The 18,743-nt window shown below is 41.3% G+C and carries 14 protein-coding genes and 1 tRNA gene; 12 read left to right on the top strand and 3 right to left on the bottom strand.

All coding sequences use genetic code 11. The annotated features are described in order from the left end of the window. The first annotated feature begins 3 nt into the window (after positions 1-3). From fdhF to AC6JAD_RS05690, 8 genes are all read left to right on the top strand, one after another. Entirely contained in the window at positions 4-2,730 is a 2,727-nt protein-coding gene (gene fdhF / locus AC6JAD_RS05655; protein WP_461302113.1) for a formate dehydrogenase subunit alpha, read from the top strand. A gap of 97 nt (positions 2,731-2,827) precedes the next feature. Then, complete coding sequence (locus AC6JAD_RS05660) at positions 2,828-4,108, top strand: acetyl-CoA hydrolase/transferase family protein (protein ID WP_461302112.1); 1,281 nt, start codon at positions 2,828-2,830, stop codon at positions 4,106-4,108. A 372-nt stretch (positions 4,109-4,480) separates the two neighbouring features. Further along, entirely contained in the window at positions 4,481-5,743 is a 1,263-nt protein-coding gene (locus AC6JAD_RS05665) for a S8 family serine peptidase (protein ID WP_461302111.1), read from the top strand. A 119-nt stretch (positions 5,744-5,862) separates the two neighbouring features. Then, positions 5,863-8,619, top strand: a complete 2,757-nt coding sequence (locus tag AC6JAD_RS05670) for a CHAT domain-containing protein (RefSeq protein ID WP_497866132.1) — start codon at positions 5,863-5,865, stop codon at positions 8,617-8,619. Positions 8,620-8,742: 123 nt separating this feature from the next. After that, a complete protein-coding gene (locus AC6JAD_RS05675) occupies positions 8,743-9,294 on the top strand; it encodes an RNA polymerase sigma factor (RefSeq protein ID WP_461302108.1) in 552 nt (183 codons plus the stop codon). A 3-nt stretch (positions 9,295-9,297) separates the two neighbouring features. Continuing rightward, a complete protein-coding gene (locus AC6JAD_RS05680) occupies positions 9,298-10,095 on the top strand; it encodes a tetratricopeptide repeat protein (protein ID WP_461302107.1) in 798 nt (265 codons plus the stop codon). A gap of 153 nt (positions 10,096-10,248) precedes the next feature. Next, a tRNA-Arg gene (locus AC6JAD_RS05685) sits at positions 10,249-10,320 on the top strand. A 12-nt stretch (positions 10,321-10,332) separates the two neighbouring features. After that, positions 10,333-10,824 carry a nuclear transport factor 2 family protein gene (locus AC6JAD_RS05690; RefSeq protein ID WP_461302106.1) on the top strand — a complete coding sequence of 164 codons (492 nt, stop codon included), beginning with the start codon at positions 10,333-10,335 and terminating at the stop codon, positions 10,822-10,824. Between the two features lie 25 nt (positions 10,825-10,849). Here AC6JAD_RS05690 and AC6JAD_RS05695 read toward each other — a convergent pair whose 3' ends face one another. Next, positions 10,850-11,791 (bottom strand): NAD-dependent epimerase/dehydratase family protein, encoded by a 942-nt coding sequence (locus AC6JAD_RS05695; protein ID WP_461302105.1) that lies wholly within the window; start codon positions 11,789-11,791, stop codon positions 10,850-10,852. A 161-nt stretch (positions 11,792-11,952) separates the two neighbouring features. Between AC6JAD_RS05695 and AC6JAD_RS05700 the strand changes: the two genes are divergently transcribed. From AC6JAD_RS05700 to AC6JAD_RS05710, 3 genes are all read left to right on the top strand, one after another. Then, entirely contained in the window at positions 11,953-12,531 is a 579-nt protein-coding gene (locus AC6JAD_RS05700; RefSeq protein WP_461302104.1) for a hypothetical protein, read from the top strand. A 75-nt stretch (positions 12,532-12,606) separates the two neighbouring features. Continuing rightward, entirely contained in the window at positions 12,607-14,667 is a 2,061-nt protein-coding gene (locus AC6JAD_RS05705) for a M13 family metallopeptidase (RefSeq protein WP_461302103.1), read from the top strand. Positions 14,668-14,788: 121 nt separating this feature from the next. Next, positions 14,789-15,775 (top strand): T9SS type A sorting domain-containing protein, encoded by a 987-nt coding sequence (locus tag AC6JAD_RS05710; RefSeq protein ID WP_461302102.1) that lies wholly within the window; start codon positions 14,789-14,791, stop codon positions 15,773-15,775. A gap of 21 nt (positions 15,776-15,796) precedes the next feature. Here AC6JAD_RS05710 and AC6JAD_RS05715 read toward each other — a convergent pair whose 3' ends face one another. Further along, positions 15,797-17,170 (bottom strand): MATE family efflux transporter, encoded by a 1,374-nt coding sequence (locus AC6JAD_RS05715; protein WP_461302101.1) that lies wholly within the window; start codon positions 17,168-17,170, stop codon positions 15,797-15,799. Next, positions 17,171-18,211 (bottom strand): ferrochelatase, encoded by a 1,041-nt coding sequence (hemH, locus tag AC6JAD_RS05720; RefSeq protein ID WP_461302100.1) that lies wholly within the window; start codon positions 18,209-18,211, stop codon positions 17,171-17,173. 109 nt (positions 18,212-18,320) lie between these two features. Between hemH and AC6JAD_RS05725 the strand changes: the two genes are divergently transcribed. Then, the gene (locus AC6JAD_RS05725; RefSeq protein WP_461302099.1) at positions 18,321-18,743 is read left to right on the top strand and encodes an SRPBCC family protein; all 423 of its coding nucleotides are present in this window, start codon (positions 18,321-18,323) and stop codon (positions 18,741-18,743) included.

Here is an 18,743-nt window from a genome sequence, read left to right on the forward strand (position 1 = left end):
ACTATGAAAAAGGCATATATAGATAATCAGGAATTTGAGATTGTGGAAGGCGAGACCATGCTTTCCTTTATTAGAAGATATAAAGAAAAGAACTTGGTTCCCACACTTTGCGATGCCCCTAACCTGGATCCCTTTGGTTCTTGTCGGGTTTGTAGCGTAGAAGTGGCTTTAAGTGAAGATGGTCCTGTGAAGACTATGGCCTCCTGTCATACCCCTGTTGCTGCAGGGCAGTATATTTATACTAGTACGGCTGCCGTAAAAGAACTGCGAAAAAACATTATCGAACTGGTCCTTACGGATCACCCATTAGATTGCCTGACCTGTGAAGTAAATGGCAACTGCGAATTACAAACTGTGGCCGCGCAAGTCGGCATTAGGGATGTTCGTTATCCGGAAGGAGACAATCACCTCTATAAACTGAAAGACCTGAGTCATCCTTATATGACCTCCGATCTTTCAAAATGCATTAATTGTTATCGTTGTGTCCGTGCTTGTGATGAAGTTCAGGGAGAATTTGTGTTAAGTATGGCCGGAAGAGGATTCGATTCTCATATTATTAAAGGATTCGATCAATCCTTTATGGATTCCGATTGTGTCAGTTGTGGTGCCTGTTCTCAAGCCTGCCCAACTTCAGCCATTTCGGATGTATTCCAATCGAAAGCCATTCAAGCCACCGAAACCACCAGAACCATTTGCACCTATTGTGGGGTTGGTTGCAATCTAGATGTGGCAACTAGTAGTGGCGAAATATTGAGTATTACGGCTCCTTACGATGCTGAAGTAAACCAAGGCCATACCTGTTTAAAAGGCCGTTTCGCCTTCAAATTTTACGATCACCCAGAACGCTTGGATTCGCCAATGATAAAACGCAATGGGGAATTCGAAAAAGTAAGCTGGGATGAGGTATACGACTATATCACTTCTAAATTTCACGGATACAAAGAAGAATTTGGACCCGATTCCCTTGCCGGAATTTCCTCTTCACGATGTACTAATGAAGAAAACTACCTGATGCAGAAATTCTTCAGGGCGGTCGTACAAACCAATAATATTGATGGTTGTGCCCGGGTATGCCATTCCCCTACAGCATTGGGAATGCAAAGAACCTACGGTACTGGAGCCGCAACCAATTCTATAGAGGACCTAAAGCATACCAATTGCATCATGGTCATCGGCGCAAATCCTACAGATGCACATCCAGTGACCGGGGCAAAGCTAAAGCAGTTCGCCATGAAGTCCGATCATGTTTCTATTGTGATCGATCCTCGAAGAACAGAGCTTGCCCGCTATGCCACCCATCATTTAGCCTTGAGACCAGGCACCAATGTGGCTGTTCTCAATATGATGATGTATTATATCATTACAGAAGGATTGGTAGACAAAAGCTTTATTGAAGGAAGAACCGAAGGGTATGAAGCTTTCGAAAAAGAACTGCTGAATATTGACCTTAACCATTTGGAATCTGTTTCCGGAGTAGATCGAGAAGATGTACGGGCAGCTGCCATAGCCTATGCCACAGCACCTAATGCCATGTCATTTCATGGGCTAGGTGTTACCGAACATTCTCAAGGAACATTTACCGTTATGCAAATTGCTGATTTGGCAATGCTTACTGGAAATATCGGTCGTAAAGGAGTAGGTGTAAATCCTTTGCGCGGCCAAAACAATGTACAAGGAAGTGCAGATATGGGTGTGCAACCGCACCAAGGCGCGGGTTATTTAGACATAACAGATGATTCCGTTAACAAACGATATAATGAATTTTACGGAGTAAACGTACCCAAAAATATTGGGTACAAAATTCCAGAAATGTTCGATGCAGCATTGCAAGGGCAATTGAAGGCCCTATGGATCATTGGCGAAGATGTAGTACAAACCGATCCCAATACGCAAAAAGTAATTAAGGCCTTGCAGGCAACCGATCTGGTTATTGTTCAGGAGTTGTTCATGACCGAAACCGCAAAGTATGCGGATGTTATACTTCCAGGGGCTTCATTCTTGGAGAAAAGCGGGACTTTCACCAATGGGGAAAGAAGGGTACAAGCGGTTCGCCAAGTAGTGGAACCTATCGAGGGAAGCAAACCAGACGGACAGATCATTGTAGATATAATGAACAGAATGGGCTATGCCCAGCCAGACTATACACCAGATGGTATGCTGGATGAGATCTCACAAATCGTTCCTTTCTTTGCTGGAATACGTTGGGATCGTTTGGGTCAAAATGGCCTACAATGGCCCGTGGCTAAAGACGGCACAGACACACAAATTCTTCATACTACCGAGTTTAAGCGAGGTCTGGGGTATTTCGAGTTTCACAATTGGGAAGAAACCCAGGAGCTAACTGAACATGCCAAAGACTATCCATACATATTAACTACAAATCGTGAATTGGAGCATTACAACTGTGGTGCCATGACACGACGTACGGCCAACGAGCAAATCCTTTCGGATGACTATCTCATGATACATCCAGAAGATGCGCAAGATCACCTTATTAATGAAGGGGATTATGTATGTTTAGAATCGCCCCGAGGAAAGGTAGATGTAAAAGCGAGGATAACGGACGATGTAAAAAAAGGTGTTTTAAGTACCACGTTCCACTTTCCTGAAATTATGATCAATAACCTTACGGGAGATGTTCATGATTCTGAAGCTATGTGCCCGGAATACAAAGTCGTTGCAGTTCGCATCCGCAAGAGTAAAGGGAAGTTTAAGGCAATGGCCAAGTAGGTTATAGACCTATAAACTTTTGCGTTTTTCCATGACCTAGATCATTTTATGGGCTTTATTTAGCTTCTACTTTTGTGGCCAAATAAATCCTTACCTCATGACCGGGAATTTAAAAATGGTGTCACCACACGATGCGGTTTCCATAGTAAAATCAGGCGACAAAGTGTTCTTTCAAGGAGCGGCAATGACCCCTAATGTGCTCATTGATCATCTCTGCGAACGCTATGCAGAACTAAAAAATGTGGAGATCATACAGATCCACACACATGGTAAGGCCAAATATTTAGAGTCTCCGTATAACGATTCTTTTAAACTTGTTTCCTGTTTTGTTGGGGATAATGTTAGGAAAGGGGTGAACACTAACAATGGCGATTATATTCCTATATTTCTTAGCGAGATTCATTGGTTATTCCGCAGGGATATTTATCCGTTGGATGTTGCCTTTATACAAGTTTCACCTCCAGACCAACATGGATATTGCTCATTAGGGGTCTCCGTAGACATTACCATTCCGGCCATTCAAAAGGCGAAAAAGGTTATTGCGCAAGTGAACCCAAATGTTCCAAGAACCCATGGCGATGGCATTATACATACAAGTCGCATTGATTATGCCGTTGAGGCAAACAACCCCATTCATAGTTCCCCATTGACGACCCCTTCGGAAATAGAATCAAAAATTGGTGCGCATGTAGCCTCATTGATTGAGGACGGAGCTACATTACAGATGGGCATTGGAAACATCCCAAACGCGGTCCTCCATAATCTAATGAACCATAAACGATTGGGCATACATACCGAAATGTTTTCTGACGGCATTCTTCCCCTTGTTGAAAAGGGCATTATAACAGGTGAGGATAAAGAACTAAAAACAGGTAAAATCGTTACGTGTTTTGCCGTAGGTTCCCAGAAATTGTACGACTTTGTTGATGACAATCCAATAGTACATTTCAAGGAAGCTGGATATACCAATGACACATCCCTGATAAAGCTTAACCCAAAAGTCACTGCCATAAATAGTGCTATAGAAATTGACATCACGGGACAGGTTTGTGCGGACTCTATTGGAACCTATCAATACTCTGGCGTTGGTGGGCAGATGGACTTTATAAGAGGGGCTGCACTGTCGGAGAACGGGAAACCTATTTTCGCCATGTCCTCTACTACCCATAAGGGAATTTCCAAAATCACACCCTTTTTAAAGGAAGGTGCTGGCGTAACCACTACAAGGGCTCACGTACATTACGTGGTAACAGAGTGCGGTGTGGTAAACCTCTTCGGAAAAAGCTTAAAAGAACGAGCCAAGGCGCTCATTTCCATTGCTCATCCCGAACATCGCGAGTTATTGGAAAAAGCTGCTTTCGAGCGATTCCATGGATAACCAATGATCCGAAAATAACTTCCACAAGGTATCCTGAATTACTTCGGAATTTGGTGTTTCTTCATATTGGAATCCCCCTAATAATTCCCTTTATCCCATTTTATTATTCAACTTGAAAGGTAAAACCATAATTGTTTTATGTAGTATCCCCATTTATTGTTGCAAAAGTTAAAAAAATGTGAACTTATAGGGTAACAAACCTTTTCATCTCCCTCATATGAATGAATCGATTCATTAATAGGCCCAATCCGAAAAGCCTGTAAAAGAGTAGGAAGGAACCCTGGACATCCAAAAAACACCAAAGGTGTCCTCATCATCCCTAAGGGGATAAAAATCAAAAAAATCCTAAACCTAATTATTAAATCAAAAGTCATGAAAAAAGTACATTTTTTGGCGGTAATAATACTGCTATTCCATTCAGCATGTGAAAAAGAAACCTTGACATATACAGAAACACAACAATACGTAGACAATGAAACCACTGCCGATTTTACAGGAGCTCAAACCGTGATGCCCGGTCAAGTGGTTATAAAATACGATCCCTTATTGACAGAAATAGAAAAACAGGCCATTAGGGATCAATATGGTGTAGAAAATTATAAAAACTGCAGCTGTGCAGATCCTACATTAGAATTATGGATTTTCGAGGTCGATGCAAACGGAGACACTCCCAGTGGATTATCCATAGAGGGAGTAGTAGAGTCCTCTAAGGACAATTCGGGAGTAGAAGGCTCAGAAATTAACCCTGTGATTAAGCATAACGGGTATAAATTGAGTGCCCCCTTTGGCACGGATCATATTACTACCGCCATTGATCTAATGTCGCCTGCTAACAATGGGGTAACCATTGCTGTATTGGATACAGGTATTGATTATAACTATTTCAAATTTGAAGAACCCTTTCTTTACAATAGTGATGCTAGTGGCACTGCATGCAACGACAATGGGATGACCGATTATTTTGGTTGGGATTTCGTGCAACAGGATAACAATCCATTTGATGAGCACGGGCATGCCACCCAAGTAATTTCAATGATATATGAAAAACTGGATGAACAGAACATAGATTTTCAAGTACTCCCGGTGAAAGTTTTTGATGGCAACGGAGATGGAGCTTACTTCGATATTCTTTGTGGTTTTAAATACGCTGCCAATAATGAAGATGTGAAACTCATAAATATGAGTTTTGGATGGTACAATACACACTATAGCCTCCTTGAGCGGTTTATGGAGGAGACTTGGGATAAAAAAGTTATCCTAACCTCAGCCGGAAACCTTTCGAGCGATAATGATACAACCCCTCATTATCCATCCTCCTATGACGAAGAAAACTTGCTCTCGATTGCATCATGGAATGGTAGTTTTACAGAAGTTGGGCTTTCCCGGTTTTCCAATTATGGAGTAAATTCCGTAGACCTAGCAGCACCGGGTGAGAATATCCCATTCTACCTTACACCAAACGATTTCATATTGTTGCATGGTACTTCTTATGCCAGTGCTTTTACTACGGGTGTAGCGGCTGGATTATACGTGCCTGGTATGTCACCAAACGAGCATATTACAACGATTATAAGCAATAGTATACCCGACAACAATCTTCAAAACATTAAGTACCACTCTTACATTTACTATTAGTGAGGTTTGAATAATTAGGTTTAGGTACACCAATTATTATTTGGACCACTGGGGACAGGAAGGTTTTCGCCTTCCTTCCCCTAACTAAATAGTATCTTTACCATAAAACGTTTTTACTCATGGGGGAAATAAGAAAAACGATATTGGGGCTTTGCCTTATCTTTTCGATAGCGAATGGGTTATCTCAACAAAACGCTCATGAGTTTGTAGATTCTATCCTAACCCTTGAGATATCCAACATTGAAAAAGTTGGGCTGGTAGAAGCTTACCTCAAGAAACTACCTGAAAATGAACCCAAACTGGAAGATGCCTGTTATGAATTCGCAAAGTGGTGCAAGGTTCGAAATGGGGATGATTCCCGGGCACAGGATTATGGTAAAAAAGAACGAAAATTGCGGCTGGAAAAATATCCTCCCAATGATGACAAGACAAAACGAAATTTATACAACCTAGGCTATTTTCACTATTATGCCTCAGAGCCTGATCTTTGGGCAGCCAAGGCCTATTACGACACCCTTGTTTCGGTATCTGAAGATAGCGAGCGACGTACGGGAAATGCATATCGTGAATTAGGGAATATTTATAGCGATTGGGGCGATTTTCAAAATGCGTTGGATCACCATTTTCGATCAGAGCAAGTATTAAAAAAAGCAGATCAGCAATGGCTTCAGTTAATTACGCTGATCAATATTTTGGGAACTTATGTAGACCTAAATGATCCCGATAGAATTAACGAATTTATTGCGGCCCGAAACAGAATAGATTCATTGGAAGGTTTAGAGATCGGTATGTTGCGAAAGGGGAAAATTCTATACAACACGGCAGCTATGTTCCAGATAGCTGATAGATTGGAGGAAGCCGAAGAGAATGCACACAAAGCCCTTACTTTATTTCAAGCTTCAGAGGATGTAGAGAATGCTTTCAAATCACTCAGTCTTCTGGGTGTTATAGCCGTAAAAAAAGGTGCTATTGGAGCTGCAAGAAACTATTATGATCGCGCTCTAAACTATGCCGAAAACAATCGAATTCTCTTAAGTAATATTTCGAACAATTTAGGGGATTTAGAGCTCGCTTCCCATAATTTTGAAGACGCACTGGATCATTATTATGATGCCATTTTTTGGATTATTGAAGGAAACGAAACCTCAAATAGGGATCTCCCTTCTCAGTCAGAGATAAGTATCTCCCCCGAAAAAAAGCGCCTATTTGGATATCTAAGTGATCTTTCCAAAGCTTGGATTGCCTATTTCGAGAAAACGGGTGATACGACTCACCTTGGTAAGGCAGAACAGCTATTAGCGCTAACCGATACCACCATAGATGAATTATTCTTGGAGAGTCAGGAAGAAGTGTCTAAACTCACCTGGCGAAATAGAGCTTCAAAATTGTATATGAATGCTATTAAGGTTGCTTATCTTCTGGGAAAACCAGAACAAGCCCTATACTATATTGAAAAAAACAAAGGTGTGTTGCTGTTGGAAAATACCACCGATGTGTTGGCCAAACAGAGAGCAAATATTCCCAATAAAACCCTTGACAAGGAACGGGCTCTCTTAGGAACTTTAAAGATCAACATGCTCACCTTGGCAGAAGCAACGGCCGAGAACACTTCCTCGCAGGAGATTGATGAAATTAAAGAGCGAATCTTCTCCCAAAAGAATCGCTACAGAAAATTCATAGACTCACTGGAGGTAGAATACCCTATGTACGTAAGTTCTAAAAAGCGACTCACTATTTCAACCTTAAAGAACATACGGGACCATTTAGGCGATAAAGAACAAGTAATAAGTTATGCCATTGGAGATGATCTGGGATATGTGCTTTTAATTACAAAGGATACGATCGATTTCAAGGAAATCCAATTAACCGTTTCTGAACTTTCAGAGCGAATAGATCGTTTTCAAAAACATTTGAAACAGCCAATTACAAGTGCCAAGGCCATTTCCGAATACCAAAGGAAAGCTACACAATTATATGAAGTGCTAATTCCCTTTAAAGGGTTTTCAGAAAACATTGACAATACGTTATTGACCATAATTCCCGATGGGATTATTCAGCAAGTTCCCTTCGAGGCCCTAACCTATTCCAACGAAATTCCCTTACCGGATAGCTACCTAATTTCTCGACACCCCATTTCATACAAATACTCTCATTCCCTAGATATGCAGATTGCTGCACTGCATAAGGGAAGAAATTCCAATCACACTGGTTTTCTACCCGTTCAATTTAAAAATGATTATTTGGAAAAACTGCCTTTTAGTAGTGAGGAAGCCGAGATGATGACGAAATACTTCGATCAAAATATTTACAGCCAGCAGGTCGCGACCAAAGAATTTTTCATGGATCAGTTCGATAAAAGTTCGATCGTTCATATCTCCACTCATGGGGGAACCGATGCGCAAGGGCCATGGCTGGGCTTTTATGATACCAAATTGCGTTTGGAAGAACTTTACTTTCTAAAAAACCAAAAAGAGCTTATCGTATTGAGCGCATGCAAAACGGACGTTGGTGAACATAAAAAGGGGGAAGGGGTTTTTAGCATAAAAAGAGGGTTCTTTAGGGCTGGTGCAAGAAGTGTGGTATCCACTCTTTGGGATGTGAACGAAAAAGCCAGTATGGAAATCATGGATGATTTTTATAGCAACCTGCAATCTGGGGACTCAAAGTCCGTAGCCTTGCAAAATGCCAAAATTTCCTATTTAAAAAAACACGCCAATACGAGTGAGGCCTCTCCTTATTATTGGAGTGCTATTACCCTAACTGGGTTTGATGAACCTGTAGATTTGGCTGCAAAATTTCCCATGGTCTTGTGGATTCTTATTGGGGTTTTGCTTTTGGTCCTACTGGGGTTTGTTTTTAGGAAATTCAGGGTATGATCCTGTGTCGAATGGAAAATGATAATTTCAAAAAATCTATGAATCAACTTGTTATACATATTGTTTTGTTGCGAGATAATTTTCACCTAATTTTAGTCTGCCCATTTCAAGGCATTCCAATATATGCATAAAGAAGATCCTTATATCCTTGGCTTTCTGGGGGGAGAGCCTGATGTACTTCATAAAATCTACACCAATACTTTTCCTGTCGTACGGAGGTATATTATGAGCCATAACGGTTCGAAGGCAGAAGCCGAAGATATTTTTCACAATGCCTTGGTGACCCTTTTTGTAAAATTGAAGAACAAGGAATTACAAATACAATCCTTTGATAGTTACTTGTTTACTATTTGTAGAAATTTATGGAGACGGGAATGTTCAAAAAATAGGGTAACAAATATCGACTCCATCCCTCTTGTAGATGAAAGCGTAGATCTGGCGAAGTTTTCCTTAGAGCAAAATCAATGGGATCTGTATCGTGAAAAGTTTTCGGAATTATCTGAAAATTGCAGGAAACTGTTGGGCATGACCTTTAAGAAAGTAGCCTACAAAGAGATCGTGGCATTTTTTAGTTATGCATCGGAGACGGTGGCCAGACAGCGGGTTTTTAAATGCAAGTCCAGATTGGTGCAGCTTATTAAAAGGGATCCTAGATACCTACGCCTCAAAACCTAAATTATGGAGGAAGAAGAATTATATATTAAAATAGAGCGCTATGTACAGGGCGACATGACTGAAGGAGAGCGTGCTGCGTTCGAAAATGAGGCCGCAAATAATCCTGAACTCAAGGAGCAAATCGCCCTTCATACCGTGATTCATGCAATGGACGACGAAAATAGTTGGCTCGAATTTGATGGTGATCCCGAACTTCTGAAAAAGGAAGTTGCCCAATTTCGCGCCAAGGAAACCCAAGAGTTTGCCCAAAAGTTAAAGCAGTTCAGAAACGATACTTCTATAGAAAACCCCCAAAGAAGACCTTGGTTATCTAAATCTTTAATTGGGGCTATAGCGGCCGTGTTAATTATTGCCATTTTTGTGTTCTACCCAAAGGACCCAAGTCTGGAGTCCTTGTACAATGACTATAGTAGCTGGGAAGAGTTACCTTCCATGAGTACCAAAGGGGATAATGTAGATACCTTGAAGGAATTGGAAATGCGCTTTCGCGAGAAAAATTATGAAGGTGTGATTCTCTTAGCGGACGGTTTGAGTCTTTCCCTAAATGATACACCGCAGGCATTGTTATACGTGGGTGCGGCTCATTTAGAAATGGCCCAATATGACCAAGCCATTGCATCCTTTGATCGTGTAATTGAAGGTAATTCCCTGGACTTCCATAAAGGGTATTGGTACAAAGCGCTTGTTTTCTTAAAACAAAGGGACAAAGAAAAGACCATAGAAGCCTTGGAGGTTATCGTCGAGAATCCGACTTATTTTAGGAATGATGAGGCAATCGTATTGCTGAAGAAACTTCGGTGATTTGGTCGTTCTCTAAAAACTAAAAAACAGTACCTCTATTCAAAAAGAAAAGCCGCTGAGTACTAAAAACCCCTTCCCTATTCCAAAGAAAAACTTCTTACTGCAGAAGCCTTAAAAATTTCAACTTTTTTAACTAATTTGTCTTCCCACAAAGGCCCCGTAGTTCAAGGGATAGAATAGAAGTTTCCTAAACTTTAGATCCAGGTTCGAGTCCTGGCGGGGCTACAAAATATTAACATGATGAAAAACACGCTCTTACTTATACTTCTTATTTCGATGCCCGCTTGGGGACAAAATATCACCAATCCAGACCTTGCCAAAGAGGTAGATGAACAAATATGGCAGCCTTTCAAAAATTCATATAGCAATGGAGACGCCGTAACCTTCAATTCCATCCATACCGATGATGTCATGCGAATTACCCCTCGTGGTATACAGAAGGGGCAAGACTACAAAGATTCGAATACACAATGGCTCTCAAAAGCCGACCGAAAATCAAGGACTATCGATTTCGTGTTCGAACATCGAATATATTCTGAAGAAACGGGCTATGAAATTGGCTACTACAAAATTGTGTATAATGGCGATGAAGAAAAAGCGCATTATGCACGATTTACCGTCCTGCTAAGAAAAGAAAATGGACAATGGCGTATTGCCCAAGATTGGGACACCAATAATATTAATGGACATAAGGTCACTGCAGAGGATTTCAACCGATTAAAAAACTAGCCGCCATTACGCAGCCGTAAATCTATTACCCCTGCAAATTGGAGATCATTATTTGGGTCATTTCCTTTAAATCGAATTCATGTGCCCAACCCCAATCCTTGCGTGCTTCGGAATCGTCTATGCTCTGGGGCCAAGTATTGGCTATCGCTTGACGGAAATCTTCTTGATAACCTATTTTAAACTCAGGGATATGCTCCTTAATGCTCTGGGCTAACTCTTCAGGGTTAAAACTCATCGCTGCCAAATTATAGGAGCTTCTAATTTTTATTTCAGCAGTGGGTGCTTCCATAATTCCGATGGTAGCCCTAATGGCATCATCCATAAACATCATAGGTAAGGTAGTTTCCGCATTCAAAAAACTGATGTATTTCTTGTGCTTAATGGCCTTATGATAAATGTCTACCGCATAATCTGTAGTACCTCCTCCAGGTAATGTCTTATAGCTAATTAAACCTGGATAGCGAATACTACGCACATCTACACCATACCGTTCAAAATAATACTCACACCATCGTTCCCCAGTTTGTTTACTAATTCCATACACCGTGGTAGGCTCCATGATCGTTCTTTGCGGTGTATCGATTCTAGGTGTAGAGGGGCCGAAAACGGCAATACTAGATGGCCAGAATACCTTTTCAATCTTCTCGTCCTTAGCCAAATTCAGTACATTGAACAGCGACGTCATATTGAGTTCCCATCCTCGCATTGGGAACTTCTCTGCTGTGGCAGAGAGCATCGCCGCCATTAGATACACATCGGTTATTTCATGCCGGATCACTACATCCTCTATGGCATCGTAATCCGTAGCATCCAAAATTTCGAAAGGGCCACCTTGCATTAATTCATCATCCCCTTCACGGATATCGCTTGCAATTACTTTTCGAGGCTCGAATCTTTTACGTAATTCAGAGGTTAATTCAGTACCTATTTGCCCGCAGGCACCTATGATAAGAATTCTTTTTTTCATATTTAATCGTATATGGGGCGAGATTTAAGCGGCATAAATATAGGTATATTCATGGGTACTTTCTCATTTTTTTATCACAGTTAGACGTGTCTTTGTGGCTTAGTACAAAATTAACTTTGAATTGCGCCTAGAACCCTTATATTTGTGGGGCTTTCTAGGATATGAAACATCTTTTAATACTCACTTTTGTCGTTCTTCTTTCCTGTGGGGAAACTGCTCAGGACAGTGCAAATGATGTGCCCATTCAAAAAGACACCCTAACCTACGGCCTGTCCAAATATACCTTTGCCCAACCAGATGCTGCAATCGCCGAGGTTTTGGAAAACTGGGTATACTACCAAGATTTTAATGATGATGCAACTTCCCTCTATCAACTTGATTTGGAACAGCTTAAAAATAAGACTGGGAAACTTTTGGCCCATACCGATTCACTCATAAAGAAAGTGCCAGATACCCTGAACACCTTTTCCATAAAATCACGTTTATCCATTATAAAAACTAGAGCCGAACTTCTCCGTTTAGAAAGCCAAAAAGGAAAGGTAGATGCCGAAAAGATCGAAACATATATAGAAGAAGCTAATATTGCCGTAAATAATTTTTTCATTCAAGTTCAGGAGAAACTGCGAAAAGATGGATATGATCTAGAACAAATTGAAAATGAAAAAAAGGAACTGGAAAAACAAAAACGATACTTGGATTCCATTCAGCAGTTGGAACTTCAGGATCAGCAACCCAAATAATGTAACAAATACGAAAATTCCCTACTTATACGTCATCCAAAAAGACGTTAAGTACCTTTAACTTAAACCAAAAAAATGAAAACAACTGTATTTAAATACCTTCTTGTATCGACCGGCCTCATATTAGTCGGAGCCTGTGCAGAGGGTCAAAAGAAAGAAAAGGAAAGTGAAGAGGAACATGGTATCATTTTAGCCAATATGGACACTACCGTGAGCCCTAAAGAAGATTTTTATAATTATGTAAATGGAACATGGCTTAAAGAAAATTCCATTCCAGATGATCAGACCCGATGGGGAGGGTTTGGGGTTCTTCGTAAGTCTACGGACAAAAATGTGTTGGAAATTTTGGCCAAAGCCAAAGAAAGTGGGAAGTATGCACCGGAGACGGACCAAGCAAAAGCTCTTGCTATTTTCGAAACAAAATTGGATACCGCTGCCAGAAACCAAGCAGGTGTAACTCCCATTTTGCCCATCATGGAAAAAATTGCTTCCATTACCAATATGGAGGATTTCCAAAAAGTAATTACCGAAAATGCGGTCGAAATTGGACAGCCCTTTTTAGGCCTTGCGGCATTTTCTGACCCATCCAATAGTAGTATGAATGCCTGTTATATCACTCCAGGTGCCTTAGGTTTACAAAGGGAATACTACTTAAAAACCGATGCAAAATCCGTGGAGACAAGAGCCAAGTATGTGGATCATATAAGCCGTATGCTTCAATTCTTGGGAGACAGTGAGGAAGATGCCCAAAAACAAGCTGAAACCATTTTGGCCTTCGAAACCAGATTGGCAACACCGAGATTGGATAAAGTAGCCAGTAGGGATTTCAGGAATTTCAATAATCCCCGTTCTATGGATCAAGTACAGCAAATGGTGCCAGCCATAACTTGGTCGGATGTATTTAAGAATATGGGCGTAACCAAAAAAGTGGATACTGTATTGGTAATGCAGCCTACCTATATGGAAACCCTTCAGGAAATTTTCGAAGAAAACGATGTGGAAACTTGGAAAACCGTGATGCGCTGGTCCACTTTAGATGCAGCTGCCGGATACTTAACCACAGATATCGAAAAAGCCAATTGGGAATTCTACAGCAAATACCTAAGGGGTGCCGAAAAACAAAAACCAGCGGACGAACGTGCCTTGGCTACTGTTAATGGAAGTGTTGGGGAAGCCCTTGGGAAATTATACGTAGATGAAATGTTCCCTCCCGAAGCCAAGGAAAAGGCAGAAAAAATGATCGCTAATGTGATTGAAGCATTTAAGGATCGAATTACAGCACTGGATTGGATGAGCGATAGTACCAAGACCAAAGCTCACCTTAAATTGGACAAATTCACCGTTAAAATTGGGTATCCCGATAAGTGGAAAGATTATTCGGACATGGAAGTAACTCCAGGAAATAGCTACTACGACAATATGATAGCTGTAGATCGTTGGGACTTCAATGATAACTTATCCAGAATTAACGAACCCGTAGATCGTACCGAATGGGGAATGTCCCCACAAACGGTGAATGCCTATTTCAACCCATTTAACAACGAAATTGTATTCCCGGCAGCTATCTTACAACCTCCATTCTACGATTACAAAGCCGATGAGGCCGTAAATTATGGTGGAATTGGAGCAGTGATTGGACACGAAATTTCTCACGCTTTCGATGATAGTGGTTCCCGTTTCGATTCTGACGGAAACTTAGTGAACTGGTGGACCGATAGTGATCTGGAAGAGTTTAAAACCCGTGGAAAGAAACTAGCGGATCAGTACAGCGCCATAGAGGTAATGGATAGTGTGTTTATTAACGGAGAATATACCCTAGGTGAAAACATTGGTGACTTAGGTGGTGTATTGGGAGCCTATGATGGCCTTCAAAAATTCATGGGTGAAAACGGTCGTCCTGAAAACATTGATGGTTTCACCCCAGAACAACGATTCTTTATGAGTTGGGCCACTGTTTGGAGAACCTTGATTAGAGATGAGGCTTTGCGCACTCAGGTTCAAACCGACACGCACTCACCAGGAGAGTACCGTGCTATTCAACCACTATTGAACATCGATTCCTTTTATGAAGCGTTCGATATTAAAGATGGGGATGGCATGTGGTTAGCTCCAGAAGATCGAGTTAGGATCTGGTAGTTCATACATCGATAAAAAATAAGGAAAGGAGTCCCAAAAAGGGCTCCTTTTTTTATGATGTTGCTCAAAAAACTTTTGATTAGCCGAAGTTTTTGGTCAGTACTATATTATATTAGATGTTATGGAGCATCTAATTTATAAGAAAGTAATACTTACCTCCATATGCTTGCTATGCTTCGGGAGTGCGTTCTCCCAAATTACCTTGATTCCTGATACCAATTTTGAACAGTTTCTAATTGATTCGGGCATAGACACCGACGGGGTGGTAAATGGGCAAGTATTAACCAGTGACATAGAAGATGAATTACAGCTCATATTTCTTGGGATGCCTATAACCGACCTTACTGGCATTGAGGATTTCACCAGTCTGGAAGTTCTTAAAATTGAAATAATGGATATAGAGGAGTTAAACATCTCCAACAATCTTAATTTAAGGGAGTTAAACATCGAGGATGTAAGCTTGAACAGCTTGGATATTAGTAACAATATCAATTTAGAAGATTTCTCTCTCTTTTTAAATAGTCCTTTGGGCACCTATACAAGCACTATCGATGAACTGGACATCTCGGCAAACACTTTATTGGAACATTTTAGCCTATCCCTAGTGGATATACAATTTCTTGATGCTTCCAATAATCCCAATATTACATTTTTTGAACTTAGTCAAATGGAGTCCTTAGTTAACTTAAACTTAAAAAGTGGTAACAACACAGGATTGAGTTGGCTACAAATAATTCTTAGTCCAAACCTGCAATGCATACAAGTGGACGACCCTGCTGCCGTTATTGCAGGTACCGACCCCCCTTACGACAGCTGGACCATAGACAACAACCCCATCATTACCGATGACTGTAGCTTCGGCACTCAAGATTACTTGGCCAACCTTATTCGGCTTTATCCCAATCCTATTAAAGACAACTTGAATATAAATAACTCGGGGCTTCTAGAAATTAATAGTATTTCCGTTCACGATCTATCGGGAAAATTACTCTTACTACAGGAAGGTTTTACGCCATCCCTTAGCCTTGCCCATCTGGATACCGGCATTCTAATATTAAAGGTTGCAACGCCTTACGGTACATTGATTGAGAAGGTAATCAAGGAGTAGTGATCCCCCAAAACATCCCCGTTATTCCAGCAATTCCTTTCGTACCGCTTTATTTAAGTAGTACCCCGTAACGGCAGTTGCCAGAAAATCGGCTATGGGGAAGGATATCCACACCCCAAATACTCCAATAAAAGGGGGAAGAATTAACAATAAAGGTATCAGGAAAAAGCCTTGTTTGGTTAGACTAAGCAATAATGCAGGTACTGCCCTACCAATGGCCTGAAAGTAAGACGTTCCAATTAACTGAATAATGATAACGGGGGTAAGTGCAAATACCCATCGCAATGCAGACGGGGTGCGCTTTAAGATTTCTTCATTATTGGCAATGGTCTCTGCATCCAGATTATCTGCATTACTTAAAAAGACAGATACAATTTCGGAAGGAAAGAACATGATAACGGCAAACACCAATATAGCCAAAATCAAAGAATACTTTATTGAGGTGTTTATAGATTCGCGAACCCTTCCAAATTTTCCCGCTCCATAATTGTACCCAGCAATTGGCAAAAACCCCTGATTTACACCAATGATAGGAAAAAGGGCAAACATAAGCATACGGCTAATGATCCCATAGGAAGCCACATCCAGTGCATCGCCATAACGAATCAGTACATTAATGAGCAATATCCCCAAGACTGCAATGACTGCTTGTCTTGCAAACGTAACAAAACTCAACCCTGCAATTTCCTTGACAAGCTTATTTTGCAAAACGAATGATGACCAACGAAGGCGTAATTCACTTTTAAAAATGAAGAACCAAAGGATAAAGGCCAAACAAATAGCATAGCTAATGAAAGTGGCCCAAGCGGCACCTTCCATTCCCATACCTAAGATCTTGATGAGCACATAATCCATAACAATGTTACCAATGGCTGGCAACAGCATGGCGTACATGGCAAATTTAGGTTTGCCTTCGGCACGGATCACGTTATTCCCCATCATACACATGGCCAACATTACGATTCCATAAAGGACAATACGATAATACGTAAGCGCTATTTCCTTAAAGGATTCATCGGCACCAAAAAAAACAATAAGCCTATCCTGAAAGATCAATCCGAGTACCGCTAGAGTTCCGGCGATAAAAAAAGTAAGGGTAATTTGGTTTCCGAATACCCTAAGTGCCTTGGCATGGTTTCCCGCTCCCAATGCCCGCGACAAGACGGAGCTTCCTCCTATACCCAGGGCAAGACCAATGGCGGCAATAAAAAAAGTGGGTTGTACCACCACAGTAATGGCCGAAATGGCTAAGGAACCGATCCAGCGTCCCACAAAAACAGTATCCACGATCATGTTCAGGGACATAACCAAAATACCTATGGAAGCCGGAACCGCCTGTTGAATCAACAGTTTGCTAATGGGTTCCGTGCCCAGTTTTGTGGATTTTCTCGCCATTTATGCGATCGCCGTTTCTACATCTACCATGCGCCATTCTTCAATCCAATTGGCAAGCAATTGAGCAAAGTCCTCCCGATCATTTAAACAAGGGATGGTTGTGAATTCCTTTCCTCCTACTTCATGAAATATTTCTTCCCCTTCCATGGCAATTTCTTCCAGCGTTTCCAAACAGTCGCTTACAAACGCAGGGGTGACAATAGCCATCTTTTTTATACCTTCTTTTCCAAAACGCTCGATAGTTCGATCGGTATAGGGTTGTAACCACGGATCGAATCCGAGACGACTTTGAAAGGAAGTAGAATAGGTTCCTTCCTTAAGCTGAAGACGCTCTGCCACTTTACGGGTCGTCTCCAAACATTGGTGGCGGTAACAGAACTGATGCGCCTTGCTAGCAGTTACACAACAATTACCATCTATCTGGCAATGGGATTTTGTAATATCGCTTTTCTTGATATGCCGCTCGGGAACACCGTGATAGGAGAACAAAAGATGTTCATAATCCAATCCATCCAGGTTTTCCTCAATACTCTTGGAAAGCACCTCAACATACTCCTCACGTTCATAAAAAGCAGGGAGGGAGGTAACCTTTAAGTTTGGGAAAAATTCCTGCTGCAGCTCAGCTACCTTCACATCGATCGTTTCGGTAGTGGCCATTGCAAATTGTGGATATAAAGGTATGGTAAGCACTTCCTCCACACCCTGATCTACCAAAGCTTGTAGCCCCTTCTTAAGGGTCATACTACCATAACGCATTGCCAAACCGACCGGAATATTGATCCGTTCCTGAACCTTTGCCTGAAGGCGTTCCGAAATTACGATGAGCGGCGAACCTTCCTCCCACCATATCTTGGCATAGGCTTCGGCCGATTTTTTGGGACGTGTATTCAATATAATACCGCGAACCAATAAGATCCTAGCCCAGCGGGGTACATCAATTACACGAGGATCCATTAAAAATTCGTCCAGGTATTTTTTTACGTCTTTAGGATCGGTGCTATCTGGGGAACCCAAATTCACAAGTAGTACACCTTTCTTCATAATTGGCTTTTTCAAGAGGAACAAAAATAACTTCTATAGCGATACAGGCTTCTTAAAAAGATGGTAAAGTTGAAATGAACTTCGTAACTTTAGAATATATAGAAATAAGATGGAACCCATAATCACAAAAGCATCATTTCCAGTCCCCCAAATAACCCTCTGGAAGGCTATCACCGAGCTTGAACAGATGACACTATGGTTTTTCGAAAATATTCCAGATTTTAAGGCCGAAAAAAGGTTTCGAGTGCAATTCCCCGTATCCACCGGGGAACGTACTTTTACCCACCTTTGGGAGATAACCGAGGTGATTCCATTGAAAAGAATAACCTATCATTGGAGTTATGAAGAATACGACGGTGAAGGCACGGTGATCTTCGAACTTAAAGGAATTCCTGAAGGCTCACAATTGACTGTTTCTGCCTTGGGCATGGACTCCTTTCCTCAGGACATTCCGGAATTCAAAAGGGAAAGTTGTCAAGGCGGTTGGGATTATTTCATCAAAGAGCGTCTCGCCGCTTACCTAAAAGACTAA

The sequence above is a fragment of the Aureisphaera sp. genome (assembly GCF_059726885.1).

Bases quoted from the DNA above. Each gene is read 5' to 3' on its own strand.
- fdhF (WP_461302113.1), top strand. From the start codon at position 4: ATGAAAAAGGCATATATAGATAATCAGGAATTTGAGATTGTGGAAGGC.
- AC6JAD_RS05660 (WP_461302112.1), top strand. From the start codon at position 2,828: ATGACCGGGAATTTAAAAATGGTGTCACCACACGATGCGGTTTCCATA.
- AC6JAD_RS05665 (WP_461302111.1), top strand. From the start codon at position 4,481: ATGAAAAAAGTACATTTTTTGGCGGTAATAATACTGCTATTCCATTCA.
- AC6JAD_RS05670 (WP_497866132.1), top strand. From the start codon at position 5,863: ATGGGGGAAATAAGAAAAACGATATTGGGGCTTTGCCTTATCTTTTCG.
- AC6JAD_RS05675 (WP_461302108.1), top strand. From the start codon at position 8,743: ATGCATAAAGAAGATCCTTATATCCTTGGCTTTCTGGGGGGAGAGCCT.
- AC6JAD_RS05680 (WP_461302107.1), top strand. From the start codon at position 9,298: ATGGAGGAAGAAGAATTATATATTAAAATAGAGCGCTATGTACAGGGC.
- AC6JAD_RS05690 (WP_461302106.1), top strand. From the start codon at position 10,333: ATGATGAAAAACACGCTCTTACTTATACTTCTTATTTCGATGCCCGCT.
- AC6JAD_RS05695 (WP_461302105.1), bottom strand. From the start codon at position 11,791: ATGAAAAAAAGAATTCTTATCATAGGTGCCTGCGGGCAAATAGGTACT.
- AC6JAD_RS05700 (WP_461302104.1), top strand. From the start codon at position 11,953: ATGAAACATCTTTTAATACTCACTTTTGTCGTTCTTCTTTCCTGTGGG.
- AC6JAD_RS05705 (WP_461302103.1), top strand. From the start codon at position 12,607: ATGAAAACAACTGTATTTAAATACCTTCTTGTATCGACCGGCCTCATA.
- AC6JAD_RS05710 (WP_461302102.1), top strand. From the start codon at position 14,789: ATGGAGCATCTAATTTATAAGAAAGTAATACTTACCTCCATATGCTTG.
- AC6JAD_RS05715 (WP_461302101.1), bottom strand. From the start codon at position 17,170: ATGGCGAGAAAATCCACAAAACTGGGCACGGAACCCATTAGCAAACTG.
- hemH (WP_461302100.1), bottom strand. From the start codon at position 18,211: ATGAAGAAAGGTGTACTACTTGTGAATTTGGGTTCCCCAGATAGCACC.
- AC6JAD_RS05725 (WP_461302099.1), top strand. From the start codon at position 18,321: ATGGAACCCATAATCACAAAAGCATCATTTCCAGTCCCCCAAATAACC.